Origin of the sequence: Bacterioplanes sanyensis (assembly GCF_002237535.1) — a bacterium.
Lineage (GTDB): Bacteria > Pseudomonadota > Gammaproteobacteria > Pseudomonadales > Oceanobacteraceae > Bacterioplanes > Bacterioplanes sanyensis_A.
On sequence record NZ_CP022530.1, the window covers coordinates 767,264 to 794,070 of the forward strand.

The following is a 26,807-nucleotide window of genomic DNA, read 5'->3' on the forward strand; positions in this document are numbered from 1 at the left end:
AAGATGGAGAGTGGCACCTCGCAGGCAATCCGGACGCCTGTACGAGCAGCCGGGATGGCTGCGAGAGCAAAAGGAGCACATGGACGTGCTCTTTTTGCGTTACAGCGACCGTCCGAATGCAAACGCAGGAGAACAGGCCTGCACAGTGCAAAGCGGGGAGTTTGCCCGGCCGGCGTGAGGGGCAAGGCCCCTCAAAGAGGGCTATTGGATCACTTGCCTAAGCCACCTTCCCCCGCGGCCAACCAATCAACACTGAAATCAGCGCCATCAACCCCAATAACCAGCAATACACCACGGTGGTCACCAACTGCAGTGGCGACACACCGGCGATAGACGCCGCCAACAGCATTTGCGCGCCATAGGGCAAAATGCCCTGCACCACACACGAAACGATATCCATCAAGCTGGCGCTGCGTTTAGGATCAACGCCATAGCGCTCGGCAATATCCTTAGCCAGTGAGCCAGAAATCAATATTGCTACAGTATTATTGGCCGTACAGGCGTTAGATAACGCCACCGCAAGGCTGATGCTCAGCTCACCGGCACGACGATGGGCTTTAGGCTGCTCGCTGCTGCGACTTAACCGATCAATCATATTCGCCAGCCAGGCCAAACCACCGCCAGCCTTCATCATGGCGCCAAGGCCACCGATCAATAGAGACAAAATCAGGATTTCCTGCATACCTGTGTAGCCGGCATAAATATCCTTCGACCATTGGGCAACGCTGTAGTCGGCCACCTGAGTCAGGCCCACCACACCCGCCAAGACGATACCGGTGAGCAATACCACCAACACATTGAGGCCAGCGACCGCCAAAATCAGCACCGCCAAATACGGCAGCACCTTAATAAAACTGGCATCGTCACCGGGAGTAACCTGAGTATCGCTGCCCTGGAAAAACAGCCATACCAGGGTCAACAGCGCTGCCGGCAATGCGATGCGCAAGTTGAGTCGGAACTTATCCGCCATCGAGCAGCCCTGGGTACGGGTCGCAGCAATGGTGGTATCGGAAATAATCGACAAGTTATCGCCGAACATGGCGCCGCCCATCACAGTCCCCACCGTCAGCAATAATGGCAGGTCCGTGGCTTCGGTCAGGCCCACGGCAATAGGAGCCACAGCAGCGATGGTACCCATGGAGGTGCCCATCGCCGTGGCCATAAAGGCCGTCATGACAAACAGGCCCGGCAACAGCAACGACGACGGAATCAGTGCCAGCCCCCAATTAACGGTCGCGTCAACGCCGCCCACCGCCTTAGCGACGCTGGCAAAACCACCGGCCAGTAGGAAAATCAGCAGCATGGTGACCAGAGTGTGATCGCCACAGCCCTTAATAAAGGTTTCAACCCGTTCATTAAGGCTGCCTTTGGCCAATAGCAGCGCCAAAATGATCGCCGGCAAAATCGCAACCGGTGCCGATATTTGGTAAAACGCATAGTCGACGCCAGCAGCTTGATAATACAAACCGCTACCAATAAATAACGCCAAAAACAGCAGCATAGGCAACAAGGCCCATGGTGAGCGCTGAGTCATGATCTCGCTCCGTGCAAAAGCGCCGTATTCTAAGCCTTGCCAGATAAATGAATAATACTTTTTCGTTATGTGGTAATTCAGCCTGACGCTATTAACCGCTAGGCATCGATACAATGAAGCAATCGATTTGATTGATACAACTCACTGGGCAGAGCCGCATCGCTCTGGTTTCATAGACCACGTAAATCACAGCAACGACGAGCAAGGAGCAACCCATGAGCAAGACATTTATCGGCTTGAAGCAAGACGATGTACAAGCCCTGGCGCAACAGCTGAACGAGCTGCTGGCCAACTACCAGATTCTGTATATGAACGTGCGCGGCTTTCACTGGAACATCAAGGGTGAAAACTTCTTTGAGCTGCACGTGAAGTTTGAGGAGCTGTACAACGATCTGCTGCTGAAAGTGGACGAAGTGGCTGAGCGTATTCTCACCTTAGGGCACCAGCCGCTGCACGCTTTCAGTGACTACATTGAGTTGTCGTCCATTGCTGAGCGCAAACAGGTCAGCGATGGTCGCGAAGCGGTAGAGAGCATTGTCGATGGCCTGGCACAACTGGTGGCGCGCCAGCGAACCGTATTAGCTGCAGCATCCGATGCCGACGATGAAGGTACCGCTGCCCTGATGAGCGATTACATTTCCCAGCAGGAAAAATCACTGTGGATGTACCGCGCGTACTTGGGTCACTAATAACCCGGCGATTGTCCCCTTACTTGCTGCACTGAGCCGCCTCCGGGCGGCTTTTTCGTTGATGCACACGAGGGTTGCTGCGCCCAATAGCATGACGCTTCCTCTAGCGCACGTCACTGTGCGTCAAAATCGGGAACGCTGCGGCCAAGTGCAATGACCTAGCATAGTTATATCTTTGTCACTTTGAGACCGCCCTGCGGGAGCAACTTTTGTAGTTTTTCTGCTGCCGCCTCTGGCTGTAAGTTAATAGCCTTCAACTTTGCAACATCAACCCACTGGGGTGCGTAGAAATTGCTGCGGGATTGTTTTAACTTTTCAGGCCCATTACCTAGTTCAACCTTGCCGGATGCAATGTCTACCGAGAAATAGCTCTCTTTGCGATCAGCATTGAACTGCTCGAAGACAAGAGCAACGCTTTTGGCGATCAAGCTGGTTTCTTCTTTCACCTCTCGAATAACGGCCTGTTCAGCCGTTTCACCCGCCTCAATTCCCCCACCTGGGAACACCCAATATTCTCGATCATTTTTTATACGATGAATCAGCAAAATTTGTTGAGATTCATTCAGTATTAACGCGCAGGCTCTTGGCTTCATGTAAAGCTACCTTATACAGCTGCCGGCTGCGCCAGCAGCAGACGTATTTTCAAATTTTTGGCCTTACTGCGACTGCTGCCAAAATATTCACGTTAGGCTGTGAGCCACGGGTCTTGTTCTTCCTAGAATTGAAAGTGCCGACAGCGGGTACTCGGTGAAAGGGAGCATTCTTTTAGCCAACACCATCACGCATTCTGATTGCTCGCGCCATCACGCATTCAAACGCGACACTCATATTATGCTTTCAAAAAAGGCTCGATTAGCAATGGGATCGGGATCATCTTTGCCATGAGGTAAACGGAGTAAACAATGTCAATGTGTTCTCATTGCCAGCCCATGAGCTCCGATATTAAGCACGTCAAAGCTGAAAGATGGGTGTTGACAGCTCTGGCAATAATATCGGTTTTAGCGTTCTGAATCAGCTTCTAGCCATTGTGTATGAATACAATCATCTTGTGCTTTGGAAGAACCATCAACACTTTTTCTTGCCCATGGGAATAATACGACCCTGACTGCTTACCGGCATCCAGAATAATACCTTGCAGCTCTGCAGGCATCGATGCACACATTAGTTCATACGACCAGTTCTCTGCCCGCTTCCAGTCCTGTCTCGGTGTCGGCTGCCATTCACCGTATCGATAGTAATAATCACCGTAGCCACGGGCTTGTTGCGCTGTGTTAACAAAGCCTAACCCTCCAGAGAGGACTTTGTTAAGCGTAACATCATCCAGCTGAAATACATGCACACCGCACGACTCTCGGATGCCCTGCAGGTCGCTATTGCTATGCAGCGTGGCGCCTAAACCAAACTCCTGCGGAATCACATCTCGCCAGTATTGATCGTTCAACCAAGTCAGATAGAGTGCCGCTGATATCAAGCTAACAAACAAGAGAAAATAAATACGAGCCTTCATAGTATTTAATCAACACCATCTAAACAGGAACTGGATAACCGATACACCTAGACAACCGATACACCTAGACAACCGATGCGCCTAGGCAACACGGTAAACGAACACACAGTGATGTCTGCAAAGTAACGAAATCTCACCAGCTTGGAAACCATAAGTTTCATAGCGAAACCCGGCGGGCAACGCTCTATGACTTGCGTTTGATTCTAGCCAGCAATTCCGCCACTTCGTCGACCACCAACTCAGGCTCGTCGTGCTGTGGATAGTGGAAGCTTTTATTCGTTAGCACCGCTCTGCCTTGTGGGAAATCGTTGGCCCAGTCTGTATGCAATTGCCCCCACATTACCCTGGCTTCGTCGGTAAAAAATAGCACCGGTGGTTCTTCATACTGTTTGATCGACGCAATCACTGTGACGGGAATATCCGCAATCTGAGGGTAGTCTGGCAGCGGACGTTTGGACCAAAAATCTAAATATTGATTAGACATGCCATTAGCCAAGTCATCGAGTTTGATTTGTGCGATTTCAACTTCTGCTTTTTCCAGATCAATTTTTCTCATGATATCAACATCATGCTCGGAGGCAGGTTCTATTAGCATAAGACCTGCCACTTGCTCTGGGTAAGTAGCAGCAAATACTCGAGCGATATAGGCTCCGTAGGAGTGTGCAATGTACACAACGGGTTCATTGATATTGAGAGCTCTCAATAGTAGCTGTGCTTCTTTCGCGTACTCTTCAGAGCTATAGTTTTTTCTAACACGTTCTGAACCGCCATTACCGATACGAGAGTAGCGGACTACTCGCGCATGCTTGGCCAATTGAGAAAAAACAGGATCCCAGTCAGACATACCAGCAGACCCACCGGCCTCTAGAAAAACGGTGGGCTCTCCCGTGCCAGCTATCTCATACTCAACGCTGTAACCATTTACTGTTGTAAACTGGGCTTCAGCCGACACCAGCGATGACAGTAGAAGAGCAAAAACACACCAGATTTTTTTCACTGTATATCCTTAATATATGTTCGAAAGGCGACTTCACGCATTCGGCACCCTACCGACTTGAAAGTCACACAGGATCGCTACCGCCGTACATCTATCATGCATTGAAGCGTGACTTTCAGGTTACATCTTACTTCACGACGCTACTTTTACGTTCCTGACGACCCCACGGATTTTATTACAGCCCATACGAAAACGACATAAGTATCAACAGTGCAGCGCGAAGGAGCGTTGCAATCAATGGCGGTAGCAGCCGTCACAAGCATTAGTTAACTGGCTATTGTAAATACGTACTCGCAACAATTTACGCCACCATGCTGACCAGCCTAGGAATACTGGGTATCAAGCAGAAAAATGGCCGCAGTATGGCCGACTCTTTTATTATCGATCGCTCTTCATCATGCTAGGAGCCACCATGACACCCAGTGACCAGTATCATTTCGAATACACCGTAGCCCCTCACGACACCGCCAAAGCTTTGAGTATCAGTGCCGACGATGATTTTCCCGATGTATTTGCCACCTCGCGCATGGTCGCAGTGCTGGAGCTGGCCGCTGCACGCTTGATGCAATCTGAATTGCAGCCCGGCGAGTTGTCGGTGGGCGTCAATGTGAATGTCGACCATGTGGCCGCTACGCCCATCGGTGCGACGGTCAAGGCCATCGCTCGTTTTATTGGCATGCAAGGCAAACTGTATGCATTTGAAGTGGAACTGCATGATGGCGCAGGCTTGGCAGGTAAGGGCACGCATACACGCGCCATCGTCAGCACCGAGCGCCTATTACAAGGCGCGGCCAAGCGCGGCTGATGACACCGCCAAGCCAGCACCCCATCGCCATCGATGATGCACAGACAAGCGCTTGAGCCTTATTCCGAGCTTCAACAGCCACACTGGCTGAATGTGGCCCGTCGATGGCGATCTGACGACAGCAGAGCTGAGAATATCTCAGCCGATGTTGGTTGACGGTGATTTCGCCTTGCTCCAAGACTCAGCGAGCAAGCCATACAGTGCCGAGTCAGACACAACGCCATCGACCTCCCAGCGTTGCTTGAGCAGGCCTTCCTGCGCAAAGCCCAGGCGCTGCAACGCCTTACTTGAGTTCGTGTTATCTGGGTCGATCTCCGCTTCGATTCGGCGTAACTGCAAGCGATTAAACGCAAACTCAATCAGTGCTGTCGCAGCTTCCATAACAATGCCCTTACCCCAGTACTCACGACCAACACCAAACCCTATCTCTGCACGTTTCGACGTTTTGGAGTAATTAAACAGCATGATTTTTCCTGCCAGTCGATCCGTCTCTTGCAGGTAGATACCCAAGGTCAGGGTGCTGTCGCTGATCATCTCCTGTGTACTGCTGGCAATGAATGATTTTGCCTTTTCAATCGAAGGCCACGGTTTTGTGTTCCAGTACTTCATGACCTCTGGGTCTGAAAATATGTCAAACAGCGCAGGTGCATCGGCGGCCACCAGAGGTTTTAGCAATAGGCGTTGTGTTGCAATCTGTGTATTCAATAGCGTCGCAGTCATAAAATAGCAGTCAACCTTCCTTTAAAGGTGGGGATTGTCGTTGAAGATGGTCAGTACAGCCAGCAAAGCACGTAGAGTTTCTCGAAATCTGATGATGTAACTATCACTTATGGAGTAAGACTACCACTTTGGCGTAAATCATTGAGTGCAGACGGCCAGCATGATGTTCAATTTATAATGTGGTGCTTGATAATACGATCTCGTTGGAGTTTGATATCGACAGCACTCTATTTCGACATCGTGTTTACCCCTGAGGTCACCTTCTCTCTTACCTCTTTTTAGGCACTGACTACTGCCCTCGCCCGATTCACAGAGTTTAGTACGACGCAGCGTGTGAAAATCGCTAAATCACCTTCTTATTAACGTACAGAATCTTAACGTCTTCACCGATTTCTAACGCAGTTTCAGCGCAATTATCGATCGGCCACCGCACATAGCAGTGTGAGTCAAGTAACATATTGATAAATTCTCTGATGAAGTGACCATGAGTCACCACAAGAATCTCACCATCACCGACTTGTGCTTTCACCCGATGAATGATCGCCTGCACCCGCCCGCGGAAATCACCTAATGGATCAAGCCCCAACTCCCATCTATCATTGACAGGAGCGGTATGATCCAAGTTGTAGCAGCCCTCCACCAGTTCAGGTAATACGATGTGCTCAAGCGAGCCGTTATCAATCATTGGCTGCAGTGTTTGTATGGCCCTTGGGAGCTGACTGACCCATATTTGATCGAAATTATACTGCGATAAATACTCACACAGCGCTTGAGACTGCTGTATTCCGTTGTGATTGAGCGGCTCGTTGTCATCACACGACAGCAGACCAGAGCGGTTCGCTGATGTTTCTGCATGCCGTAAAATTCTAACAATCATATCTACTGCCACTGTCCAAGCCAACGATCCAAATAACAACGATTTTAAACCTAAGATTAGGGCGTACGAGTTTCCATAGCATTCTACGCTCGCTCACTCAACGGCTGCTTTACAACCGGTCCAGCTATGCTTGCGCAGAATAGGTAAGGTACACATACTCGAGTTGCGCCCAGATTCACTAACGATCTCAATTGCTTCCCATACGTCGGGTCAATTATTAATTTTCTGCACAGCACTGTTCGCTGTTTCACGGCGCATTAGTGCTCTACGCTTTGCTGCTGTTGCTGAGGAATAGACCTTCAGGAGTCAGGCCTAAGGCGCTGGCATAGGCCTGAGACAGCACAGGCAAGGTCCAACTTCGGTCAAACTCGATCAACTCTGTGATCTGAGTGCCCGGTACTTTGGTGTCATTGGTGACCAGGCCTGTGGCTCTGAGCTCCCAGCTGATGGTGCCACGGTATTCAGGGCTGTCACTCTCCGGCTTATCCTCGGGCAACTGAAACAGGAAGCTAACTTTTTGCACACCATCACCCTGAGGCTCCAAGTAGGCCGGCATTTCCTGCTGATGAACAACCATCTTAGAGCTATTATCACTAGAGCCGCTGCTGTAGGTGTGTGTACAGCTAAGCTTCAATGTTAAATCATTGCGGGGCTTGGCCGCCAACATAAAGTGGCCTCCAAGCTCGTGGCCAATGACGGCCGGGAGTGGGTCAGGAATAACGACTGTTGGACCAATTTTTTCGTAATCGTGTCGCATGTTACGCCCCAGAAAATACAGTACGCCGCTAAATAAAAAAAACAGCAGACTGGAAAATCCATAACCTTCCCAGTTAATCAGCCCCAGCACTGCGATAATAGCCCCCGGCGCAGCAAAAACCACGGCCAAAAACGCTGAAATTTTATGGAGACTTCCATCAAGACTGGGGATGCCCTGCCGACGTATTTTTTCTAGAAGCTGTTTCATAACCTTCAGTCCGATATAATAATCAAAACTATCAGCTTCAACTCCTCCACCATGAAACGTTCAACCTCAGAACTGACCGACCAACAGTGGGCACACATTGAGCCTTGTTTACCCAGCCTGCCTCGTGGCAAAGGGGGTCCCAAACCTATCAGCAATCGAGCCTGTTTCGAGGGCATTTTATGGGTCTTACGTTCTGGTGCGCGGTGGCGTGATCTACCTGAGCACTATCCTTCACCGAGTACCTGTTGGCGCCGCCTTCAGTACTGGGAAGAGCAAGGAGCATGGCTCAAAGCCTGGCGTAAATTTCTTCGCGCTCTAGATCAACAGTCGCGGCTAAATTGGGAAGAATCGTTTTCGGATGGCAGTTTTGCGCCAGCAAAAAAGGGGGCTCGGTGTTGGAAAAACCAAGCGGGGTAAGGGGTCGAAATGGATGATAGTCGTCGATGGCGAAGGCGTTCCAATCGGGCTGACGCTTGGCTCAGCGTCACCGGCGGAGGTCAAGCTGATTGAGGCTTTGCTAAATGTTGCCTATGGCAAGAGCAAGGTGAAGCGTTTGATTTACGATAAAGCGGCAGATTCTGATCCTCTGCGAATGGCGTTAAAGAAGCGGGGTATTGATCTCATTTGTCCACATCGTCGAAACAGGAAAAAAGCCCCACTACAAGATGGTAGAAAGCTGAGAAGGTACGCTCGTCGTTGGAAAGTAGAGCGTACGTTTTCTTGGCTTGGAAATTATCGCCGATTGGTGGTTCGATGGGAAAGAAAGCTCTCAATGTATCGAGCCTTCTTTCACGCCGCCTGCATGATGATCGTGCTAAAGAAGTTGTGAAACAGCTTCTAGGTCCCGCTGCAGGTCGGCATTTTTTAGCGATGACCAGATCATAGCGCCGCCAACGCCGCAGAACATGGCGAAAAAAGCAATTGCCATCAACAACCGAAATACCAGTGACTCCCCTTGCCCAGCGATGAAAAATGTAAAATACGCTGCAATAAAACCGACGACAACAAATAAACTACCAAAAACAACACTACCAATATTAACCATTTTCTTATTGTATTTTTTATTGGCGGGCAATGAGCTGGCGTCAGGCATTCGGGCTTCCTTTTATCGTGCAGTTTGCAATCATCATTAGCGCCAGGGCACCCAGTCTGCCATGTTCAGCTTCTGTGGCAAACCGCTATTGTCGATCCTTCTTGTATCAGCCTACCCAAATCAGCCCACCCAAATCAGCCCACCCAAATCAGCCCACCCAAGTCAGCCCACCCAAACCAGCCCACCCAAATCAGCCGCCCATGCCCCTTGGCAATCGCCAGCCTAATAATCAGTACGCCACGCCAATGCGCTGATTCAAATGCTTCGCTACTTCCAGCTCATCCACCATCGCCTTGGCGTAATCAATCACGCTGATACGGCTATTGCCGTTGTCATCAGTGAGCAGTTGCTCACCGCCAACGCGGTAGCTGCCCTGCGGCTCACCTGGGAAAATTTCTGCGGCTGGGCTAACAAAGGTCCATTTGATGGCGCTGCTGCTGCTGCGAAATACCTCCAGCCCTTCGCCTTGTGCCAATGCCTCAGCGCGATAGGCTTCCGGAAAGTCAGGCACGCTCACTAAGGTAACGCCTGGCGCTACTTCGAGTGAACCCGCGCCACCAACCCACAGCAGTCGGGATACCGATGTGTTTGGCAGCTCGGCCAATAGGCGCTGAGCGGTGTGCGCCACCAGCTCGTGATTGCCAGCCGCGCGACCACCAATGGCGGCGATCACCACATCGGCACCTTGTACTGCGCGAGCCAAGTCGGCTTGAGCATTGAGCAAATCAAATTCGCGCACACTAGCGCCCTCGGCGCTGACGTTTTCTGGCTGGCGCGCAATCGCCGTTACCTGATGTCCGCGCGCCAGCGCCTCATTAACAATATGACTGCCAATCCAGCCACTGGCGCCCAACACGGCGACGTTGATGGGGTTGCTGTCGGTTTGAGCTGTGGTGTTTTGCATCTTGATACCCTCGTAAATCATAGAAGTAGTTGCTGCTGCAGTTAACGATGTCGTTACTGGTTTAGTTACCGGCGTCGTGACCAGTACAGCAAGGATGCAAGCAGTCTAATGACGCGACTTATCGAGATAAATTCACGATATTGATGTAGTTTGTATCTAGCTAAGATACTAATCAGGCCCGCTATGGATCGACTCAACGCCATTCGCAGTTTTATCGAAGTAGCCGATGCTGGCAGCTTTACCCAGGCGGCAGAGCAGCTGCAGTTAAGTCGGCTGCAGGTGTCACGCCATGTGCAGGAGGTGGAAGCCTGGCTGCAACAGCGCTTATTGCATCGCACCACGCGCAAAGTCAGCCTCACCAGTGCCGGCGAGGAGGCCCTACTGCGCTGTCGGCGAATTCTCAGTGAAGCGGCGGCGCTAGAGGCAACGGCGCTTAACCGGCGCAAGCAGTTGGCGGGCAGCGTGCGCATTGCCGCGCCCATTGGTTTGGCACAACACATGCTCCTGGACGCAGTCACCCAGTTTACTGAGCAGTATCCACAGGTCGTGGTGGATATTCTGGCATCCGACTCGTACAGCCAGCTGGTGGATGAGCGCGTAGATATTGCTTTGCGCTATACCGAGCAGCCCGATGATCAATTAATTGCGCGCAAGTTGCTAAACATCGGCTCGGTGATTTGTGCATCGCCAAAATATTTGCAGCGGGTTTCTGCCCCGCAAACCCCAGCGGACTTAAACCAGCACAACTGCTTACTGCACCTGAACACCTCGCACTGGAGCCTGGTGAAACACAACCAGCCGCAAACCATCGAAGTAAGCGGCAACCTAAAAGCGAACGATGTGATGACGTTATTGCGCGCTGCCGTCAAAGGCCACGGCATCGTACGCTTACCCTGCGATCTTGCAAACCCAGTTATTGAGCAAGGCCAGCTAGTGCCTCTACTGACGGATTACCACGTGCCGGGCAGTGCACTGTGGGCGGTGTATTTATCACGCAGCTATCAATTACCCGTAGTGCGGCAATTTATCGACTTTCTCGCCAGCTGTTGGCATACCGATATTGTACGGCCATGATGATGGCCACAATCATCAAAACAAAGGCGTAACCCTGTGAGTGCCATCCACATTTCGCGTACGATTTTATTTGGTGAATGCGACCCTGCGGGAATCGTTTATACACCGCGCTTTACCGACTTTGCACTGGAGGCCACACACCAAACACTGAGTGAAAGACTGGGAAAACCCTGTATTCGTACACTCAATGAGGCCGGTCTGGCCACACCGGTGCGACATACAGAAATCGACTACTTACATCCACTGCGCTACGACCAACGACTGCAGCAAAGCGTTGTCATTCGCGAGATCGGCAAACACTCATATACTTTTGGGGTGGTTGGTTATGTTGGAGAAAAAAACATTTACCGGGCCACCATCAGCTACGTTACCTTGTCCTCGCAGACACTGCAGAAGGTACCTGTTCCGGCATGGTTGAGAGATATGCTTACACAACTGCAGGTTAGATCTTAATCAGAAACGCCATAAAAGCGTCCACTTTATCTCAAACGACAAAAGCCCAAGAGCTTAATACTTTCTGCTTAACTTCAAGCACGCAGCTCCCCCCTTCTATTGTTATTTACAATATTAACTTTAAAGTCCTTCAACGTCTGGCTTTTGGACTTTGATCTAAAAGCAGTAGCTAAAAAATGACTAATAATGAAGGATGGAACTTTAATGAAAAAACTATTAGCCGCTTCGGCTTTTATCGTTGGTGGCTTCTTTAGTGCATATGCCAGTGCCGATCACATGGAATGCCTCGTCGACACACGAGCTCACGATCAGTACACCCCCAACACCTGCTTCGGCTTAGTTTATGGTGCCAGTACAGCTACTGCCGTCTTCCGGGTTGTTGGCAATGGTTCAAACATTGACAGTGTACAATGGTCTGGTGCAGCTAAATCATGCGGTACCTCAGGAACATCATGCGCTGTTGACATTCGGCCATTTCGCGGACACAGAGCGGAAGCTTTAATTCTGTACAGCAATGGCACTTGGAGCAAAGTATCCGCCACTGCTTTCTTTGAAGACGGCCGCTAACTTAGAGATTTTCTAAAGCTTAGCGTGAGCTGAGCAGCCCATCTTAGCAGGCTGCTCAGCCGTCAGGTTTCCATACTAGTTTTGGCCCTCAACTACTTCTCTCCAGCCTTATTTTGCTGCGCAATTTCTGCCAAATTTTGCTGATAAAACTCACTGAGATACTGGTACAGCTGCGGATGCTTTTTCTTCAGCATGACTGGTCGTTCAAAGAAGTACTCTGAGGTGACGGCAAAAAATTCGGCCGAATTGGTAGCACCGTATTGGTTAATATTGGTTTTGCCGCGTTCAACCTCGGCTACTTTATGGCGCACAAATTCAAACCAAGGTGCGCAATACTGGAATTCTCTTACCCGCTCGGGAAAACCATCACAGTCACCGTCAGCCATATCCAGAATATGTACAAACTCATGAATACCGACATTTTGCTTATCATTATCGTTTGCAAAGCCTAAGCGCAAGTGCGGCTGACTCAACGCCATTTTGCCCGACATAAGTCCATGCCCGACCATGCCACTGATGCGGGAATCCGGCTGACCACAAACGAACTGGTCGTTAAAGGTACCGGGTAATAAAATCACCGCCGCGACACTTAAATACGGCCAGTCGGCAAAGCCCCACACGGGAATCACAGCGCTGGCCGCCACCAGCAAGCGGTCTAGGTCCTCTACCTCAACTCCGACACCGCCTTCAATTCTTGTCGTCAGCAAAAAACCTGTGCAGCGCTGTTCAAACTTGAGCTTATTTTCGCTATCTAGCGCACGATAAAAACTAACATGCTGCTCAAGTAATTCGCTCCAATGCGCAGGCCAATGAAACTCCACCGCAGGCTGCTACAGCCCCAACCAAACTTTCAACGTCTGCCACAGCGACATAGGGATTCCTTAAAACTGAGAGCAATGCAATCTTGCTACTTTACACTGTATCGTCAAATAAAGTCTCACGCATTGAGCCTATAAACATACGCTTATTGGTAAAAAACGGCTTCGACATTATTGCCATCTGGATCCAATAGAAACGCCGCATAGTAGTTAGGGGCGTAGTGCTCTCGAAGACCAGGTTCACCATTGCAGCGACCGCCGTGCTCCAACCCTAAGCGATAGAAACTGGTCACTTGCGACTCTGTAGTGGCAGCAAAGGCAATATGGTTTTGACTAGTACGCTCGCCTTGCTCAATTAAAAAGCGAACTTTGCTTTCTCCTTGCGGGCCAAAGCCTGCGGCCGAATCGTCCGACCATTTCAACTCAATGCCGAGTGCTGAGAGAGCTTGGCGATAAAACAAACAGCAGGCAGCAAAGTTGACCACTTTAATTTCGAAATGATCGATCATGTTAACTCCTTTTACATGGATTGAGTTGGCACTAGATAGAGATGCAGTGCTTATCTTCTTGCGAGGCAGAAGCTTCTAGTTTGCTTAGTGGCAGCACGCTACACTCCTGCTTGCTGAGATCAACCACGCCAAAATACGGCTGTTTGGCAGGCAAGGAAAACCATGTATCGCCATTCGCTCCAATAACCGTACTGCCATACATATCTGCACCTGGGCCTTCATTTAGTGCCTCCGGCCAGTTGCATTGAATCACCACAGCTTTGAGCCGTTGGGCTAACGTGGCGGCATTATCGTAGTAGTTCGGCCCTTCGTTACCAGGGACGTCTCTATCGCCGATATAGCTCGGCCATACCACGAGGTTAATGTCATGCCCAGCAGATTCAGCAAAAAACCAATCCAGATCATCGACTTCGCGACACATAATGGCGGACACGGTTTGATTATTCAGTGCCACCGGCTGGCGATGCTCACCAGGGGTAAAAAGCCTTGCTTCGCTGGGTGTTAAGCCGACTTTATCCCATTGCCTAGTCACATTGCCGGTGGTGTCGATCAATAAATAGCTATTAAACACCTTGTCGCCACGCATGATGGGGACACCGATCATGGCGCTAACGTTATGCTGTTGGCACAGCTCGCGTATGTTATTGATTGCACTATCTACTTGCTGCAGATTGTTTTTATCGGCCACGCCGCGATGAAAGCCCGTCACACTGAGCTCGGGAAATACGATTAGGTCTAAATGATGGAACTGTTGGATTAGCTGGCAAGCGTGAGCGGTGTTGGTAGAAATGTCCCAGTACATGGGAACCTGGGCGATACCTATGATCAATGTCTATTCCTTGGCTGATAAATCGAGCCGCCAGGGTAAGCAATGCCTACCCTGACGTAAAGCAATCAATCGCAGCTAGGACCTTTGACTGCCGCATTGGCAGATGAGCGCAACCGCTCAATCATCGCCAAGCGCGCTTTTTCTGAGTTAATACCCAGTACCACGTTCAACGGTTGGCCTGTGCCAGCCTCGGTGAAGCTGGTTTTGCCGACCATAGGATCAAAACTGATCGGATCGTAGCGGTATTCGCTGTTTTCTAAGCCATCATCGAGCTGATCAACCGCGACGTAGCCTTCACGAACAACCATCTCTAGGGTTTCTGGCTCAAGCAGTACCAGCGCTGCAATAATGTCCCACAAGCGAATCACCCTATCCAGGGCAAAGTCGCCGCTCGGCGAGCCGTCAAAGCCAGGGAAATCACCACCTTCAAACTCACGAATCGATTGGAACAGTCTCGAGGTGTAACAAGCTTCTGGCGTGGCCCCGGGTGCTGCTAGGTCGACGATGCTGTGCGCTTCTAACTTAGCCAAATCGGTAGAGTTGGTTGGAACTAAGTAACTGTCGATATTATTTTCCGCCAGCAATTCAAACGATACTTTAGCGCTTAATGGGTCCAGCAGAATATTAAATTCCTGATGAGTGCTAAAATCGCTGGCAAAGCCAAACGATGGATGCGAGAAAATATTACCGCCCAAGTTGTGCTCGCGCTCGAATTCCTCGGTAAACGGAATTTCACCTTCAAAGCCGCCGCCCATCATGATTACTTTATCAATTTTGTTTAATTGGGCCGGGCTGGCTTTTGATAATACCCGGGCAAAAGTCGTCAGCTTGCCGGTATTAAACACCACCACGTTTTCACCTAGGCTATCGAGCTCCGCCAGCACCATGTCTTCGGCCAGCTCAAACTTAAACGACATACCGTTGTTGCCGTTGTAGTGGTAATTGTCTTGCTCGGCACGTGGAATTAAGTGATCAGTGGCGTAAAGGGTTGAGCCATTGTCGCGCCACGGGCCTGGTACATATTGACCGTACAAGTTAATGCCCATTACATTACGGCGTTCTAGGTTCCAGCGACCGTTGGTGTTGGAATTTGGCAATTGGTAGTCGGCAATATCACCCACCAGGGCAGGGCTATCGGTGACAGCCGTGCCTTCCGCCTTTGTGCCATTGGCACCATAGTGCACCTCTTCTGGGGCGTAATATGCACCACGAATCACCTGAGTATCACGATTACCCAGCCATTCCAGAATGTTGTAGACCGTATTGGCGCCATGAGCAACGGTGTTAAACGAGTCTTCGACCACCGCCAGTTCAATGGTGTAGCGCGGATCTTTGGCGATCAGCATCAAGGCCACGGCATCATCGAAGTTATTAAAGTCGCCAATCCAAATAATGGGTTGCGCATCGGCGTTTTTGCTCGCCGTAAAAGTGCTGTTTTGCGGTGTGTCGTTTGACGAACTGCTGTTGTCATCGTCGCTGCCACAGCCCACTAAAAAGGCGGCCGATAACGCACTGGCCAGCGCAAGTTTCTTCATCAACATTTATTAGCTCTCTCAAGGATAAATTCTTGTCACCCAAACATCTGACTAATTAGACAAATAATTATTTATAAATCTATTTAGAACTCAGAGTTAAGGCGCCATTTAAAAGAAAGAGCGGCATTTTAGGGATTATTACGCAGGTTACCAGCAGGTTTTTATTTTACGGCTGAGTTTGTCTAAGCCGTCAGAATCGTATGGAGAGCGAAACACTCAAGGTATTGGAAGGAATAGAAAAGAGGCTGACGAGAGCAAAGAAAGGCAGCGGCAGCGCAGGCCATTGCACTGCCACCAGCAGAGCTGCGGCTTAGACGCCTGCTGCTTGCTGTAAAATAGCGGCGTATTCTTCGCCCTGACTGTGGCTCGCCATCACTTCAATCGCGCTGCGACCTTGCAAGTCGGCTGCTTGCACATTGCGGCCTTCGGCAACAAATAATGCAACAAACTGGGCAAAGGTGGCTGGCACCATGTGGCGATACGCACGGATCAAGGCAATGTGATCCGGGTCGGTACCATCATGGCTATCAACCTGCATGAATTCGCGCAACTGTTCTTGGCTCCAGTCGCCACCAAATACTTTTTCTTTGTCTTTCTTTTGCATCATGTCTCCCGCGTATGTGTTCGCCTGGCTGTAGCCAAGTCTATTTTTACTGTCGGTCAGTCCACTTTTTTATACATCATATCCCACACGCCGTGGCCTTTGTTTTCACCGCGTTTTTCAAACTTGGTAAAGGGCCGATGCTCTGGGCGAGGCACACATTGGCCACGGCCGGCGATGTTTTCATAGCCTTCGGCAACGTCCATCACTTCCAGCATGTGCTCCATGTAGGGCTCCCAGTCAGTGGCCAAATGGAAAATGCCGCCGGGCTTGAGAATACGGCGCAGGGTCTGCGCGAACTCAGGCTGCACAATGCGACGCTTATGGTGCTTTTTCTTGTGCCAGGGGTCAGGGAAGAACAGCTGCACGGTATCAATGCTGTTATCTGGCAGCAGCTTTAAAACTTCAATAGCGTCGTCTTTGTAGCTGCGCAAGTTGCTCACGCCCGCCTCTTCGGCGAGGTTTAGCAGCGAGCCAACACCGGGCAAATGCACCTCAACGCCAATAAAGTCTTTTTCCGGTGCCGCCGCCGCCATGGCAGCCAGCGACTGGCCCATGCCATAACCAATTTCCAGCACCACATGGCCATCGCGACCAAACACCTGCTTGGGGTCAATCGGCCCATCGGCCAGCTCTAAGCCCATCACCGGCCACTGACGCTCCAGCGCGCCTTGCTGACCCTTAGTCAGGCGCCCGGCGCGAATCACAAAGCTTTTAATGCCACGGCGATACTGCGGTTTGTCCGCTGGCCCTTGTTCATTGTCTTGCGCTGAAGAATGCTTTTCGTCCGTCAAACCACAAACCTTTATCTGTTAATCACACCGGGCGAAAACTGCCGCCCAGCCAATCCGATGCACACCCACGCCAACAGCCAACTGACGCCACCAATGGGAGTAATCATGCCGATGGCACTGACTCCACTCACCGCCAAGGCGTACAAACTGCCACTGAACAAGAGTAGCCCGACCAGCAGCAGCCAGGCGGCACGCGCCAGCCAGGCACGGCTTTGTTGTGGCATCGGCTGCGTGAGTATCAACCCCACCGCCAGCAATACCACGGCGTGAATCAAATGATATTGCACACCGGTCTGGTAAACCGTCAGCCATTGCGGGCTGAGTACTTTTTTCAACCCATGGGCACCAAAGGCACCCAAGGCGACAGCGCTAAATCCGGCTACAGCCGCCAGCATTACTGCACTACGTGCTCGCATGATAGTTCCTGGTCGCTGAAAGGCGGCGCAGTATAACAACTGATCAATGCGGCGAGTAGCGCCACTAACCGCAGCCCAGACTGAGTGGCATGGTACTTCCACCCAGTCAGATTGACAGCGTTTGTATAGGTTTTGCAGCGGATTTTACCGTCCACTGATATACTCGCCGCACCCGAGCAAGTGAGGCTGACATCGTGAAATACGCAGATCTGCGTGACTTCATCAAGCTGCTGGAAAAACGTGGCGAGCTCAAACGAATCAAGCACCCGGTCGACCCGCATCTGGAAATGACCGAAATCGCCGACCGCACCTTGCGCCGCGCAGGGCCTGCGCTGTTATTCGAAAATCCCATCGGCTACGACATGCCGGTGCTGGCCAACTTATTTGGCACGCCCACCCGCGTTGCCTTGGGCATGGGCGAAGACTCCACCGAAGCGTTGCGAGAGATCGGCAAGCTGCTGGCGTTCTTGAAAGAGCCAGAGCCGCCCAAAGGCATGAAAGACGCATGGTCGAAATTGCCGATCTTTAAAAAAGTGCTGGCCATGGGGCCGAAAGAAGTCAAAAAGGCCGACTGTCAGCAAGTAGTGCTGGAAGGCGACCAAGTCGACCTCAGTAACATTCCGGTACAACACTGCTGGCCCGGCGATGGTGGCCCACTGATTACCTGGCCGCTAGTGATCACCAAAGGGCCCCACAAAGAGCGCCACAACCTGGGCATTTATCGCCAGCAAGTGATTGGCAAAAACCGCGTCATTATGCGCTGGCTCAGCCACCGTGGCGGCGCACTCGATTTTCAAGAGTGGCAGCAAGCGCATCCAGACGAACCCTTCCCCGTCACCGTCGCGCTGGGCGCTGATCCGGCGACGATTTTAGGCGCCGTCACGCCCGTGCCCGACACCTTGAGCGAATACGCATTTGCAGGCCTGCTGCGCGACAGCCGCACCGAGCTGGTGAAGAGCATCGGCAATGAGCTGATGGTCCCGGCCTCGGCGGAAATCGTGCTGGAAGGTGTGATTCACCCAGGCGATATGGCGCCGGAGGGGCCGTTTGGCGATCACACCGGCTATTACAACGAAGTCGATGACTTCCCGGTGTTCACCGTCGAGCGCATCACGCATCGCAAAGATCCGATCTATCACAGCACCTACACTGGCCGCCCGCCCGATGAACCAGCGATTCTAGGGGTGGCATTGAACGAAGTGTTTGTGCCCATTCTGCAAAAGCAGTTTCCAGAGATTGTCGATTTTTATCTGCCACCCGAGGGCTGCTCCTATCGCATGGCGGTGGTCAGCATGAAGAAACAATACCCAGGTCATGCCAAGCGCGTGATGATGGGTGTGTGGTCCTTTTTGCGTCAGTTTATGTACACCAAGTTTGTCATCGTGGTGGATGACGACGTCGACACCCGCAACTGGGAAGACGTTATCTGGGCCATCACCACCCGTATGGACCCAGCGCGCGACACCACTTTGGTGGAAAACACCCCCATCGATTACCTCGACTTTGCCTCGCCGGTATCGGGCCTGGGCTCAAAAATGGGCATGGACGCCACCAACAAGTGGCCGGGGGAAACCGAGCGCGAATGGGGCACGCCTATCGTCATGGACCAAGCGGTAAAAGACAAAGTCGACGCCCTGTGGGACAAGCTGGGTATCGACTAGGGTAACGGTATGCCAAGCGTGACCTTTCAACCGTCCGGCCTCGGCATCTATGTTGAGGCTGGTGAAACCATCGCTGCGGCGGCAGAGCGCCAGGGCGTGCAGCTCAGAATCAGCTGCAGCAACGGCGTTTGCCAAATCTGCCGAGCCGAACGACTGACAGGCAGCCTTCGCTGTCGCAACGACTTGGCCGAGGCAATACTTGAGCAACACAATCAGGTACTATGCTGCGCCTGCGAACCGACCACAGATATTGAGCTGTATATGACCGACGTCCATACCCGCGACCACAAACCCGAAGTCACTCTGGCCTGCCAGGTACCGGTGGTGGAGCTGCTGGCCGACAATATTTACCGTGTTGAGCTGCTGGCACCGGCCGGTACTCAGTTCGATTTCTGGCCCGGGCAGTACTTGCTGTTGCACGTCCATGACGAACACGGCGAAGCGCAGCAATTTCCGTACTCCATTGCCAGCATCCCCACCAGCTTGTCTGGTCAAGGCGATGGCCGGCGCCTGGAGCTGCACATCGCCGCCAACAGCGATACCGCCAACGCCGTGGTGCAACAGCTGCAGCAAGCGGTGGTGGTCAAGGGCACGCTGCCAGGCGGCGAGTGCCTGTTAACGCCAGAGTTTATCGACCAGCACCGCCAGCAGCCGCTGCTGATGGTGGCGGCCGGCAGTGGCTTTTCACAAATCAAAGCCCTGACCGAAGCGGCTCTGGCCCTCAACCCTGAGCAAGAGATTCATATTTACTGGTCCAACCGCGCACGCATCGGCTTTTATTTGCCCGAGCTGCCGCGCCAGTGGGCGCACAACTTTGCCAATGTCCATTACCACCCAGTGATTGAGCAGCACGCCGACGATTGGGACGGCCGCGCCGGTTGGTTGTATCAGGTCATCCATGAAGACTTTGACGACCTCAGCCAGGTACAGCTGTTTGCCTGTGGCTCGCCTAATATGGTGTACGGCACCCTCGATCAGTTGGCACCTTTGGGACTCACCCAAGCGAACATGCACTCCGACGTGTTTGCCTACGCACCGCGTGACTGATACACGCGGTTGCTATCCCAGATAGCGGCCAGGGCCGGTTAACACTATTTCGATCACGCTGTTATGAACTGAACACCCCTCAATCAAGGCGCGAAGATGGATGTTTAACGAGTTAAATGAAGGATGAACAACACAGATTGAGGGGTTTTCAGTCATACCCCGAAGGGCTGGAGTCATTTTTCCCTGAGTCGCGTTATTCGTTGCTTATTAGACTAGTTACACCACACTCCTCATGTCTTACTCAAAAAAAGCTGACTTCCAGCAGTAAAGAGCTAAATAGTGTTAACAGGCCCTAGCAAGGTCGAACCATCAATCAATGCGGCTGGGCCGCTATTTGGAGGACATATGAACTGGGACTTCCCCATCAACCCGGATGTCATCTGGCACGGCTATGTGCTGCCTTGGGGCGTACAGTTGCTGATGGCGTTGCTGGTGTTCTTGATCGGTCGCCTGCTGGCCAAAGCGCTGACGCGCATGGCAGCCGCCGCAATGACCAAAGCCAAACTTGATCCTATTTTGTCCGAGTTTTTAACCACGGTGGCAGGCTCAGCGCTGACGCTGCTGGTGATTGTGCTGGCGCTGTCGCAACTGGGGCTGGACACCACCTCGCTGGTGGCTTTGGTGGGTGCAGCAGGCTTGGCTGTGGGCCTGGCACTGAAAGATTCGCTGTCGCACTTTGCCGCTGGCACCATGCTGATTTTGTTTCGTCCGTTTAAGGTGGGCGATTACGTCGAGGTAGACGGGGTAGCGGGTTCGGTCAGCCGCATCACCATTTTCAGTACGCGCTTAACCACGCCAGATAACCGCGTAGTGACCGTGCCCAACGGCAATGTGTTCGGCAATACCATGACCAACTACTCAGAAGAAAAGCTGCGCCGCATCGATCTGGTGATCGGCATTGGCTACAGCAGCGATTTGCGCTTGGCCAAGCAGCTGCTGATCGACTTGCTGGAGCAGCACCCCAATGTGTTGAAGGAGCCCGTCCACACCGTGGCGGTCGCCGAACTGGCCGACTCCTCGGTCAACTTTGTTGTGCGCCCATGGGTGCAGGCCAGCGATTATTGGCCGACCCGCTTTGAACTGTTGGAAACCATCAAGCTGCGCTTTGATGAGTCCGGCATAGAGATTCCTTTCCCGCAAATGACCATTCATTCCAACAGCGACGATTAGTCCATCGCTTTGCTGCGCCGGCGGTCTCTCATGGCCGCCGTGATTCACCCCGATTGTCACCATTTCTGCTAGGTTTACTGAACGCGTAAAGCAGCCAACCATGGCCTAAGACTAGGCCGTTGCAAGCGGTTGAGCGAGCCATCGGATAACGGCTTTGCTCGCCCAGTAAAGCCGCACTGATATCTGCAAATGGACGACACAGATGCTGACCGATACCACACAGCCAATGAAGTACAGCGTCCACTGGCCCATCATTGCCATGGCGCCCGTCGCCTTATTTGTGATGGCCGAAGTGTCGCGGCTGTTTAGCGTTAATGGCCTCGCTATGTCGGCTATTTGGCCGGTTACGGCCTGGCTCAGTGCATCCTGGCTGAGCGGCCAGAGGCCGGCGTTTTTTGCTCAAATCCCGGCCTATTTTGCTTGGTGTTGGTGGTCGCAAGAATACTCTTTGCTGGTCGCATCCGGGGTAACCGTCTCAACCGCCGGGGGGCGTGGCTGACAGCCATGGCACTGCAGCGACTGACACAGATTCCGGTGCAGGGCGTTAGCTCTGTGCAGCAGCTGTCGGCGTTTTATGGCATTGCCGTGGTACTCAGCAGTGGCCTGATTGCGCTGGGCGGCTCACTCAGCCTAGTGGTTGGCGAGGAATACTATCGCCAGTATTTGTTTATCAACATGTGGCTTGGCTACTGGGCGTTTGAAGCCTTGGGCATGCTGCTATTTTTGCCGCTGTTGTGGCCACTGTTGGCGTCGCCGGCAACCCTGAAGCAGCAACTAGTGGAAGACTTTGAACCTCTGGCCATGCGCGTCTGGCTGGCACTGCTGGTGCTGCTGACCAGCGCCACCCTCGCCTTTGACCTGCTGCAAAGTGCCGCTTACGCCAGCATCGCCTTGCTGGTGTATTTTCCGCTGCTGTTTTGGTTTTTTTTACGCGCCACCGTGAGCAGCAGCGTCTGCATGATTGCGCTGCTAATGATTGGCCTGATCGTTTGCGTACTGTATGGCTGGGCTGGCCTCAATCCCATCAATACCGTGCAAGACTTGCTCGACACCATCGCCCTGGCGATCGTCGTTACGCTGGCGGCGCAGCTGGTCAATGTGATGGCACAGGAACGCAATCGGCTGCTAAAGCACTTTCGCCGCCAAGCCGTTACCGATAGTCTGACCGGCCTTGGCAATGATCGTGCGTTGCGCCATCAGCTGGAGCGGCTGCTGAAAAAGAAGCGCCATGGGTATCTGGCGTATTTGCGCATGATGGATTTTGGCTCACTGACCGACCTGTTTGGCTTGGAAGCCATGCACAAGTTAGAACGTGAACTTTCCGCCGGACTCAATCAACAGCTGCCCGACGGCAGCCAGTATTTTCGTCTCAGTGAAGGCGATTTGGCCGCTCTGCTGATCGCCGTACCGCAGCAAGCCGACGAGCTCTACGTACAGCTGCGGCAGTTGCACCAGCGACTGGAGCAACAAGCTTTTAGTGTTGGTGGCCAGCCAGTGCGCTTGCGTTTGGCACTCGGCTTAGTGCGCATCGACGGCCAGCTGGCCAATGCCAGCTTGTATCAACAAGCCGCTGCGCAAGTGGCCTACCAAGCCAGCCAGCAACCGCGCCGCTGGTACCAGCTGGACAACACGACAGAATTGATCGAGCTGCAGCACAATAACGCTCGGGTGTTTCATCAGCTGCGCCAAGCGCTGCGAGAAGACAGGTTTTTACTGTATGCCCAGCCGATCCAAGCATTGCAGCCACAGCGCCCAGGGCGCTACTTCGAAGTGCTGCTGCGCATGGCAGACGAGCAAAATAACATCGTCAGCCCAGGTGTGTTTTTGCCGGTGGCGGAGCAAACCGGGTTGATGGTCGATATCGACCGCTGGGTCATTAGCCATACGCTGCAACAATTGCAGCCGCAAGAGGTTGCCTGCTGCTCCATTAACTTATCCGGCGCCAGCGTCTCAACGCCGGATACATTGAGCTTTATTCGCCTGCGTATCGAGCAAAGCTTGCTTGCCGCCACACAGCTGCGTTTTGAAATCACCGAGACCGAAAACATCACCGACCTCGAAGCCGCCACCGGTCTGGTCAAAGGGCTGCGGCGCTTGGGCTGCAGCGTTGCGCTGGATGATTTTGGTACCGGCTTGGCCAGCTATGCCTATCTCAAACAGTTTGACTTTGACTGCATTAAAATCGACGGTCAGTTTATTCGTGACGTCAACGACAGCGTTGCTGACCAAGCCATCGTACGCAGCATCTGCCAAGTCGCGCAGCAACAAAAGCTGACCGTCGTGGCTGAGTTTGTCGAAGATGAAAGCAGCATCCCATTGCTGGGCGAACTGGGCGTTAACTTCTTTCAGGGTTACGCCATCAGTCGCCCTCAACCTCTGACCCTGTGGTTGGCCGACGCCCTTTCGCAATAAAGCGCGCAAATGGACTGCGACCAAAGCACTAACGCCGAACCCTGGCAATTCCGCCATGATAACGCTAACAGGCACCCCTGCCTGGCGGCGAACCGCCGCTCCTCCGCAGCACAAAAATAATAAGCGGACCGATAAAAAAAAAGGAGATGTTATGCGGCAATGGCAACCCTGGTTGGCGTTTATGGCGCTGTTATGCGCCGTTAGTGTAAACGCCGCCGAGACCATCAAATTGGGGCTCAATTATCCCAGTACCGGACGCTACAAAGAACAAGGATTGGCACAGGCACGAGGCGCCTTATTAGCCATTGAAGAAATTAATGCCAACGGCGGTTTAAACGGCCAAACTCTCGAACTGCTCACCGCTAATACGGCCTCCAAACCTGATAAAGCCGTCGCTAATGTCGACCAATTAGTAGAGCAAGGGGCGGCCATGCTGTTTGGCGGTGCCTCCAGCGCCGTGGCGATCGCCGCAGGCAAACAAGCCGCTCAACATGATCGTATTTACTTTGGCACCCTGACTTATGCCAATGGCACCACCGGCATCAATGGCCACCGACATATGTTTCGCGAAAGCTACAACGCCTGGATGGCGGCCAAAGCGTTGGCGCAGTATTTAAAGCACGAGCTGCACGGTAAACGGCTGTTTTACCTCACCGCCGACTACAATTGGGGCCACTCCACCGAAGCCTCGCTGCGTAACTTTACCGGCACCGACGACACCACACAGCACCCCGGCGTGCGTACTCAATATCCGCGGCCACGTGCCAGTCATTTTCAGCAAGCGTTGCAGCAAGCCAAAGACTCCGGCGCCGAAGTATTGATGCTGGTGCAATTTGGTGACGATATGGTCAAGGCACTCAATGAAATTGAACGCATGGGGCTTAAAGACTCGATGACCATCGTGGTACCCAACCTGACTCATGGCATGGCCCGACGCGCCGGTGCCAGCATTATGCAAGGCGTGATTGGCGCTGTGCCCTGGAGCTGGCAAGTGCCAGGCAAATACGGTTATCAGCAAGGCCAGGCGTTCGTGAATGCCTTTGTGAAACGCTTCAATACTTATCCATCTAGCTCCGCCGCTTCGGCCTACAGCATTGTCTATCAGTTCAAACAGGCCGCCGAGCGTGCCGGAAGTATTAAAACAGAAGCACTGATTAAAGCATTGGAAGGGCATCGCTATATCGGGTTAAAAGACGAGCAATACTGGCGCAGCTTTGATCATCAGAATATTCAAAGTGTTTATGTCGTCCGAGCGCATACTCGCGAGCATGTATTGCAAAGCCCACTTCGAGAAGACTTTTTTGACGTACTGATGAAGCTTCCTGCAGAGCAGGCGGCTCGCACCGAGGAAGAGTGGCAAGCCGTGCGCCGAACGGCCGGTATGTCGTTGCAATTGCGCTAAACACCCATCGAGGGGCAACGCCCCTCGTGTTCTCATTGACCTTATCCCTCTTATCCCTCTTATCCCTCTTATACCTCTTATACCTCTTATACCTCTTATACCTCTTATACCTCTTATACCTCTTTTATCACCGCGCTACGGTTGCCCCACCCGTTTTTTCCCAAAGTCCACGAGTACATCAACCTCGAATACACAGGCTTCCTCTCGCTCCTTTAAAGTCAATGACGCGTCACTGTGCTGACGCTCAGTAATGCATCTGGCGCAACCGGTAAAAAACAAGGATGATACCCAGGCCATTATAAGGAAGTCGTTATGAGAATATTCGCCGCTGTATTTTGCTTATTTTGCATTGCTGCACAAGGTTGGACCACGTACCTATGGCAAATCCCAGATGCGTTGAACGACTTTGAATTTATGTTCCATCATATCTATAAAAATGGCGCACCCGCATGGAGTGAGTGGGCGTTTCATTTTGGTAGTAACTGGTATTTCGTCACCGCAATGATGCTCGTCTGTTGGCTGCTGGCCGTATTGCCAGTTAAAACACCCTATTTGCTGCGTCTGACAACGCTGTGTGCATTGCTATCGCTGGCATCCATGTGGTATGCCTTGTACCCGCTGCACATTATGTTCACCGATGGTTATAGTATTTAAAGTGCTGAGCACTTAACTCGCTAATAGTTGACGATAGAACGCATGCTCCTCAAACGCAGCCATTGAAACATAGCAATCTCGGTAAGGATTCTTTCACCGTGTATAAGGCAATTATTTTTGATTTTGGTAACACTCTGGCAGCCTCCGCTTCTTTAGCCACGGCCTTAACCGACGTGTTGCAACACCCACAAGCGATGTCGATTGGCCAACAGATCGAGCAGGAGATTTTGGCGCTGTATCGGCCGGATCAGCAACAACAACCAGACTGGTGTGCGCTTTGGCAACGCTGCTTTGAGCAGGCTGGTGTTGATTTCAATGAATCCTTGGGCCGTGAACACTTGCGCGCTTTCTGCCAAGCCAGCCCCACTTTTGACGGCGTGGAATCACTACTGCAAACACTAAAACAACGAGGCATTAAACTGGGTTTATTGTCCAACGCCACTGGGCCTGCCGATGTGTTTCAGCAGGACTTCGAGCACAGAGGCCTAGCGCCGTATTTCGATGCCATTACTTGGTCATGCGCAATTGGTTATCGCAAACCGTATGGCCTGGCTTTTGAAGCCGCGCTACAACAGCTCGGCAGCTCCGCTGCGGAGACGCTAATGGTCGGCGACTCTGAAATTGCCGATGTTGGTGGTGCTCATGCCATTGGCATGGACTGCGCACGTGTCTATCTTGGCGATGGTAACGACCCCAGCAACGCCCGATATAAAGTTCATGTGGATACACTAGAACAAGATATTCTGGCCATCTTTGCAGAGCAAGCGTAACACCA

Annotated in this window: 31 protein-coding genes; 15 read left to right on the forward strand and 16 right to left on the reverse strand. The window is 52.2% G+C overall.

The annotated features are described in order from the left end of the window. Positions 1-217 precede the first annotated feature (217 nt). Complete coding sequence (locus CHH28_RS03545) at positions 218-1,534, reverse strand: Na+/H+ antiporter NhaC family protein (RefSeq protein WP_094059012.1); 1,317 nt, start codon at positions 1,532-1,534, stop codon at positions 218-220. 215 nt (positions 1,535-1,749) lie between these two features. On the opposite strand from CHH28_RS03545, the gene CHH28_RS03550 reads away from it, so the two are divergent. After that, positions 1,750-2,223, forward strand: coding sequence for a Dps family protein (locus tag CHH28_RS03550; protein ID WP_094059013.1), 474 nt, complete (start codon positions 1,750-1,752; stop codon positions 2,221-2,223). A 167-nt stretch (positions 2,224-2,390) separates the two neighbouring features. Here CHH28_RS03550 and CHH28_RS03555 read toward each other — a convergent pair whose 3' ends face one another. From CHH28_RS03555 to CHH28_RS03565, 3 genes are all read right to left on the reverse strand, one after another. Then, complete coding sequence (locus tag CHH28_RS03555) at positions 2,391-2,816, reverse strand: NUDIX hydrolase (RefSeq protein ID WP_094059014.1); 426 nt, start codon at positions 2,814-2,816, stop codon at positions 2,391-2,393. A 425-nt stretch (positions 2,817-3,241) separates the two neighbouring features. Continuing rightward, complete coding sequence (locus CHH28_RS03560; protein WP_094059015.1) at positions 3,242-3,730, reverse strand: hypothetical protein; 489 nt, start codon at positions 3,728-3,730, stop codon at positions 3,242-3,244. Between the two features lie 184 nt (positions 3,731-3,914). Continuing rightward, entirely contained in the window at positions 3,915-4,727 is an 813-nt protein-coding gene (locus CHH28_RS03565) for an alpha/beta fold hydrolase (protein ID WP_094059016.1), read from the reverse strand. A gap of 412 nt (positions 4,728-5,139) precedes the next feature. Here CHH28_RS03565 and CHH28_RS03570 point away from each other — a divergent pair, with 412 nt between their 5' ends. Beyond that, positions 5,140-5,532 carry a thioesterase family protein gene (locus CHH28_RS03570; RefSeq protein WP_094059017.1) on the forward strand — a complete coding sequence of 131 codons (393 nt, stop codon included), beginning with the start codon at positions 5,140-5,142 and terminating at the stop codon, positions 5,530-5,532. Between the two features lie 138 nt (positions 5,533-5,670). Here the strand turns inward: CHH28_RS03570 and CHH28_RS03575 are convergent, their stop codons facing one another. From CHH28_RS03575 to CHH28_RS03585, 3 genes are all read right to left on the reverse strand, one after another. Then, positions 5,671-6,252, reverse strand: coding sequence for a GNAT family N-acetyltransferase (locus tag CHH28_RS03575; protein ID WP_094059018.1), 582 nt, complete (start codon positions 6,250-6,252; stop codon positions 5,671-5,673). Between the two features lie 343 nt (positions 6,253-6,595). After that, a complete protein-coding gene (locus CHH28_RS03580; protein WP_094059019.1) occupies positions 6,596-7,129 on the reverse strand; it encodes a histidine phosphatase family protein in 534 nt (177 codons plus the stop codon). A 265-nt stretch (positions 7,130-7,394) separates the two neighbouring features. Beyond that, positions 7,395-8,093 carry a hypothetical protein gene (locus CHH28_RS03585; RefSeq protein WP_157729753.1) on the reverse strand — a complete coding sequence of 233 codons (699 nt, stop codon included), beginning with the start codon at positions 8,091-8,093 and terminating at the stop codon, positions 7,395-7,397. Positions 8,094-8,144: 51 nt separating this feature from the next. On the opposite strand from CHH28_RS03585, the gene CHH28_RS20510 reads away from it, so the two are divergent. Further along, a complete protein-coding gene (locus CHH28_RS20510; protein WP_094059021.1) occupies positions 8,145-8,510 on the forward strand; it encodes a transposase in 366 nt (121 codons plus the stop codon). Beyond that, positions 8,452-8,922: an IS5 family transposase gene (locus CHH28_RS03595; RefSeq protein ID WP_094059022.1), complete on the forward strand. Its 471-nt coding sequence runs from the start codon at positions 8,452-8,454 to the stop codon at positions 8,920-8,922. The genes CHH28_RS20510 and CHH28_RS03595 overlap by 59 nt, the downstream gene beginning before the upstream one ends. On the opposite strand, the gene CHH28_RS03600 is transcribed toward CHH28_RS03595, so the two are convergent. Together CHH28_RS03600 and CHH28_RS03605 are read right to left on the reverse strand one after the other, a co-directional pair. After that, positions 8,908-9,186 (reverse strand): hypothetical protein, encoded by a 279-nt coding sequence (locus CHH28_RS03600; RefSeq protein ID WP_094059023.1) that lies wholly within the window; start codon positions 9,184-9,186, stop codon positions 8,908-8,910. The two genes, CHH28_RS03595 and CHH28_RS03600, sit on opposite strands and share 15 nt — an antisense overlap. Before the next feature lie 229 nt (positions 9,187-9,415). Beyond that, entirely contained in the window at positions 9,416-10,090 is a 675-nt protein-coding gene (locus tag CHH28_RS03605) for an NAD(P)-dependent oxidoreductase (RefSeq protein ID WP_233243734.1), read from the reverse strand. A gap of 183 nt (positions 10,091-10,273) precedes the next feature. On the opposite strand from CHH28_RS03605, the gene CHH28_RS03610 reads away from it, so the two are divergent. From CHH28_RS03610 to CHH28_RS03620, 3 genes are all read left to right on the forward strand, one after another. Beyond that, a complete protein-coding gene (locus CHH28_RS03610) occupies positions 10,274-11,164 on the forward strand; it encodes a LysR family transcriptional regulator (RefSeq protein ID WP_094059024.1) in 891 nt (296 codons plus the stop codon). A gap of 36 nt (positions 11,165-11,200) precedes the next feature. Continuing rightward, positions 11,201-11,617 carry an acyl-CoA thioesterase gene (locus CHH28_RS03615; protein WP_094059025.1) on the forward strand — a complete coding sequence of 139 codons (417 nt, stop codon included), beginning with the start codon at positions 11,201-11,203 and terminating at the stop codon, positions 11,615-11,617. 204 nt (positions 11,618-11,821) lie between these two features. After that, positions 11,822-12,184 carry a hypothetical protein gene (locus tag CHH28_RS03620; RefSeq protein ID WP_094059026.1) on the forward strand — a complete coding sequence of 121 codons (363 nt, stop codon included), beginning with the start codon at positions 11,822-11,824 and terminating at the stop codon, positions 12,182-12,184. A gap of 92 nt (positions 12,185-12,276) precedes the next feature. On the opposite strand, the gene CHH28_RS03625 is transcribed toward CHH28_RS03620, so the two are convergent. From CHH28_RS03625 to CHH28_RS03655, 7 genes are all read right to left on the reverse strand, one after another. Next, positions 12,277-13,005 (reverse strand): zinc-dependent peptidase, encoded by a 729-nt coding sequence (locus CHH28_RS03625; protein ID WP_094059027.1) that lies wholly within the window; start codon positions 13,003-13,005, stop codon positions 12,277-12,279. Positions 13,006-13,148: 143 nt separating this feature from the next. Further along, positions 13,149-13,511, reverse strand: coding sequence for a VOC family protein (locus CHH28_RS03630; RefSeq protein ID WP_094059028.1), 363 nt, complete (start codon positions 13,509-13,511; stop codon positions 13,149-13,151). Between the two features lie 31 nt (positions 13,512-13,542). Beyond that, positions 13,543-14,340, reverse strand: coding sequence for a carbon-nitrogen hydrolase family protein (locus CHH28_RS03635; RefSeq protein WP_157729755.1), 798 nt, complete (start codon positions 14,338-14,340; stop codon positions 13,543-13,545). A 65-nt stretch (positions 14,341-14,405) separates the two neighbouring features. Further along, the gene (locus tag CHH28_RS03640; RefSeq protein WP_094059030.1) at positions 14,406-15,881 is read right to left on the reverse strand and encodes a nucleoside hydrolase; all 1,476 of its coding nucleotides are present in this window, start codon (positions 15,879-15,881) and stop codon (positions 14,406-14,408) included. A gap of 304 nt (positions 15,882-16,185) precedes the next feature. Further along, positions 16,186-16,479 carry a PA4642 family protein gene (locus tag CHH28_RS03645; RefSeq protein ID WP_094061972.1) on the reverse strand — a complete coding sequence of 98 codons (294 nt, stop codon included), beginning with the start codon at positions 16,477-16,479 and terminating at the stop codon, positions 16,186-16,188. Between the two features lie 56 nt (positions 16,480-16,535). Further along, positions 16,536-17,270: a tRNA (guanosine(46)-N7)-methyltransferase TrmB gene (gene trmB, locus CHH28_RS03650; RefSeq protein WP_094059031.1), complete on the reverse strand. Its 735-nt coding sequence runs from the start codon at positions 17,268-17,270 to the stop codon at positions 16,536-16,538. An 11-nt stretch (positions 17,271-17,281) separates the two neighbouring features. Continuing rightward, a complete protein-coding gene (locus CHH28_RS03655) occupies positions 17,282-17,686 on the reverse strand; it encodes a DUF423 domain-containing protein (protein ID WP_094059032.1) in 405 nt (134 codons plus the stop codon). A 194-nt stretch (positions 17,687-17,880) separates the two neighbouring features. On the opposite strand from CHH28_RS03655, the gene ubiD reads away from it, so the two are divergent. From ubiD to CHH28_RS03695, 8 genes are all read left to right on the forward strand, one after another. Next, positions 17,881-19,347, forward strand: coding sequence for a 4-hydroxy-3-polyprenylbenzoate decarboxylase (gene ubiD, locus CHH28_RS03660; RefSeq protein ID WP_094059033.1), 1,467 nt, complete (start codon positions 17,881-17,883; stop codon positions 19,345-19,347). A gap of 9 nt (positions 19,348-19,356) precedes the next feature. Next, positions 19,357-20,394 (forward strand): 2Fe-2S iron-sulfur cluster-binding protein, encoded by a 1,038-nt coding sequence (locus CHH28_RS03665; protein ID WP_094059034.1) that lies wholly within the window; start codon positions 19,357-19,359, stop codon positions 20,392-20,394. 345 nt (positions 20,395-20,739) lie between these two features. Continuing rightward, a complete protein-coding gene (locus CHH28_RS03670; RefSeq protein WP_094059035.1) occupies positions 20,740-21,564 on the forward strand; it encodes a mechanosensitive ion channel family protein in 825 nt (274 codons plus the stop codon). Between the two features lie 202 nt (positions 21,565-21,766). Next, positions 21,767-22,063, forward strand: a complete 297-nt coding sequence (locus CHH28_RS03675; protein WP_094059036.1) for a hypothetical protein — start codon at positions 21,767-21,769, stop codon at positions 22,061-22,063. Positions 22,064-22,068: 5 nt separating this feature from the next. Then, on the forward strand, positions 22,069-23,976 hold the full coding sequence (locus tag CHH28_RS03680) for an EAL domain-containing protein (RefSeq protein WP_094059037.1): 1,908 nt from the start codon (positions 22,069-22,071) through the stop codon (positions 23,974-23,976). 151 nt (positions 23,977-24,127) lie between these two features. Beyond that, entirely contained in the window at positions 24,128-25,378 is a 1,251-nt protein-coding gene (locus CHH28_RS03685; RefSeq protein ID WP_094059038.1) for an ABC transporter substrate-binding protein, read from the forward strand. Between the two features lie 312 nt (positions 25,379-25,690). Beyond that, the gene (locus CHH28_RS03690; RefSeq protein WP_094059039.1) at positions 25,691-26,032 is read left to right on the forward strand and encodes a hypothetical protein; all 342 of its coding nucleotides are present in this window, start codon (positions 25,691-25,693) and stop codon (positions 26,030-26,032) included. A 98-nt stretch (positions 26,033-26,130) separates the two neighbouring features. Further along, positions 26,131-26,802, forward strand: a complete 672-nt coding sequence (locus CHH28_RS03695) for an HAD family hydrolase (RefSeq protein ID WP_157729756.1) — start codon at positions 26,131-26,133, stop codon at positions 26,800-26,802. Positions 26,803-26,807: the final 5 nt, after the last annotated feature.

Bases quoted from the DNA above. Each gene is read 5' to 3' on its own strand.
- CHH28_RS03545 (WP_094059012.1), bottom strand. From the start codon at position 1,534: ATGACTCAGCGCTCACCATGGGCCTTGTTGCCTATGCTGCTGTTTTTG.
- CHH28_RS03550 (WP_094059013.1), top strand. From the start codon at position 1,750: ATGAGCAAGACATTTATCGGCTTGAAGCAAGACGATGTACAAGCCCTG.
- CHH28_RS03555 (WP_094059014.1), bottom strand. From the start codon at position 2,816: ATGAAGCCAAGAGCCTGCGCGTTAATACTGAATGAATCTCAACAAATT.
- CHH28_RS03560 (WP_094059015.1), bottom strand. From the start codon at position 3,730: ATGAAGGCTCGTATTTATTTTCTCTTGTTTGTTAGCTTGATATCAGCG.
- CHH28_RS03570 (WP_094059017.1), top strand. From the start codon at position 5,140: ATGACACCCAGTGACCAGTATCATTTCGAATACACCGTAGCCCCTCAC.
- CHH28_RS03575 (WP_094059018.1), bottom strand. From the start codon at position 6,252: ATGACTGCGACGCTATTGAATACACAGATTGCAACACAACGCCTATTG.
- CHH28_RS03580 (WP_094059019.1), bottom strand. From the start codon at position 7,129: ATGATTGTTAGAATTTTACGGCATGCAGAAACATCAGCGAACCGCTCT.
- CHH28_RS03585 (WP_157729753.1), bottom strand. From the start codon at position 8,093: ATGAAACAGCTTCTAGAAAAAATACGTCGGCAGGGCATCCCCAGTCTT.
- CHH28_RS20510 (WP_094059021.1), top strand. From the start codon at position 8,145: ATGAAACGTTCAACCTCAGAACTGACCGACCAACAGTGGGCACACATT.
- CHH28_RS03595 (WP_094059022.1), top strand. From the start codon at position 8,452: ATGGCAGTTTTGCGCCAGCAAAAAAGGGGGCTCGGTGTTGGAAAAACC.
- CHH28_RS03600 (WP_094059023.1), bottom strand. From the start codon at position 9,186: ATGCCTGACGCCAGCTCATTGCCCGCCAATAAAAAATACAATAAGAAA.
- CHH28_RS03605 (WP_233243734.1), bottom strand. From the start codon at position 10,090: ATGCAAAACACCACAGCTCAAACCGACAGCAACCCCATCAACGTCGCC.
- CHH28_RS03610 (WP_094059024.1), top strand. From the start codon at position 10,274: ATGGATCGACTCAACGCCATTCGCAGTTTTATCGAAGTAGCCGATGCT.
- CHH28_RS03620 (WP_094059026.1), top strand. From the start codon at position 11,822: ATGAAAAAACTATTAGCCGCTTCGGCTTTTATCGTTGGTGGCTTCTTT.
- CHH28_RS03630 (WP_094059028.1), bottom strand. From the start codon at position 13,511: ATGATCGATCATTTCGAAATTAAAGTGGTCAACTTTGCTGCCTGCTGT.
- CHH28_RS03640 (WP_094059030.1), bottom strand. From the start codon at position 15,881: ATGTTGATGAAGAAACTTGCGCTGGCCAGTGCGTTATCGGCCGCCTTT.
- CHH28_RS03645 (WP_094061972.1), bottom strand. From the start codon at position 16,479: ATGCAAAAGAAAGACAAAGAAAAAGTATTTGGTGGCGACTGGAGCCAA.
- CHH28_RS03655 (WP_094059032.1), bottom strand. From the start codon at position 17,686: ATGCGAGCACGTAGTGCAGTAATGCTGGCGGCTGTAGCCGGATTTAGC.
- CHH28_RS03665 (WP_094059034.1), top strand. From the start codon at position 19,357: ATGCCAAGCGTGACCTTTCAACCGTCCGGCCTCGGCATCTATGTTGAG.
- CHH28_RS03670 (WP_094059035.1), top strand. From the start codon at position 20,740: ATGAACTGGGACTTCCCCATCAACCCGGATGTCATCTGGCACGGCTAT.
- CHH28_RS03675 (WP_094059036.1), top strand. From the start codon at position 21,767: ATGCTGACCGATACCACACAGCCAATGAAGTACAGCGTCCACTGGCCC.
- CHH28_RS03680 (WP_094059037.1), top strand. From the start codon at position 22,069: ATGGCACTGCAGCGACTGACACAGATTCCGGTGCAGGGCGTTAGCTCT.
- CHH28_RS03685 (WP_094059038.1), top strand. From the start codon at position 24,128: ATGCGGCAATGGCAACCCTGGTTGGCGTTTATGGCGCTGTTATGCGCC.
- CHH28_RS03690 (WP_094059039.1), top strand. From the start codon at position 25,691: ATGAGAATATTCGCCGCTGTATTTTGCTTATTTTGCATTGCTGCACAA.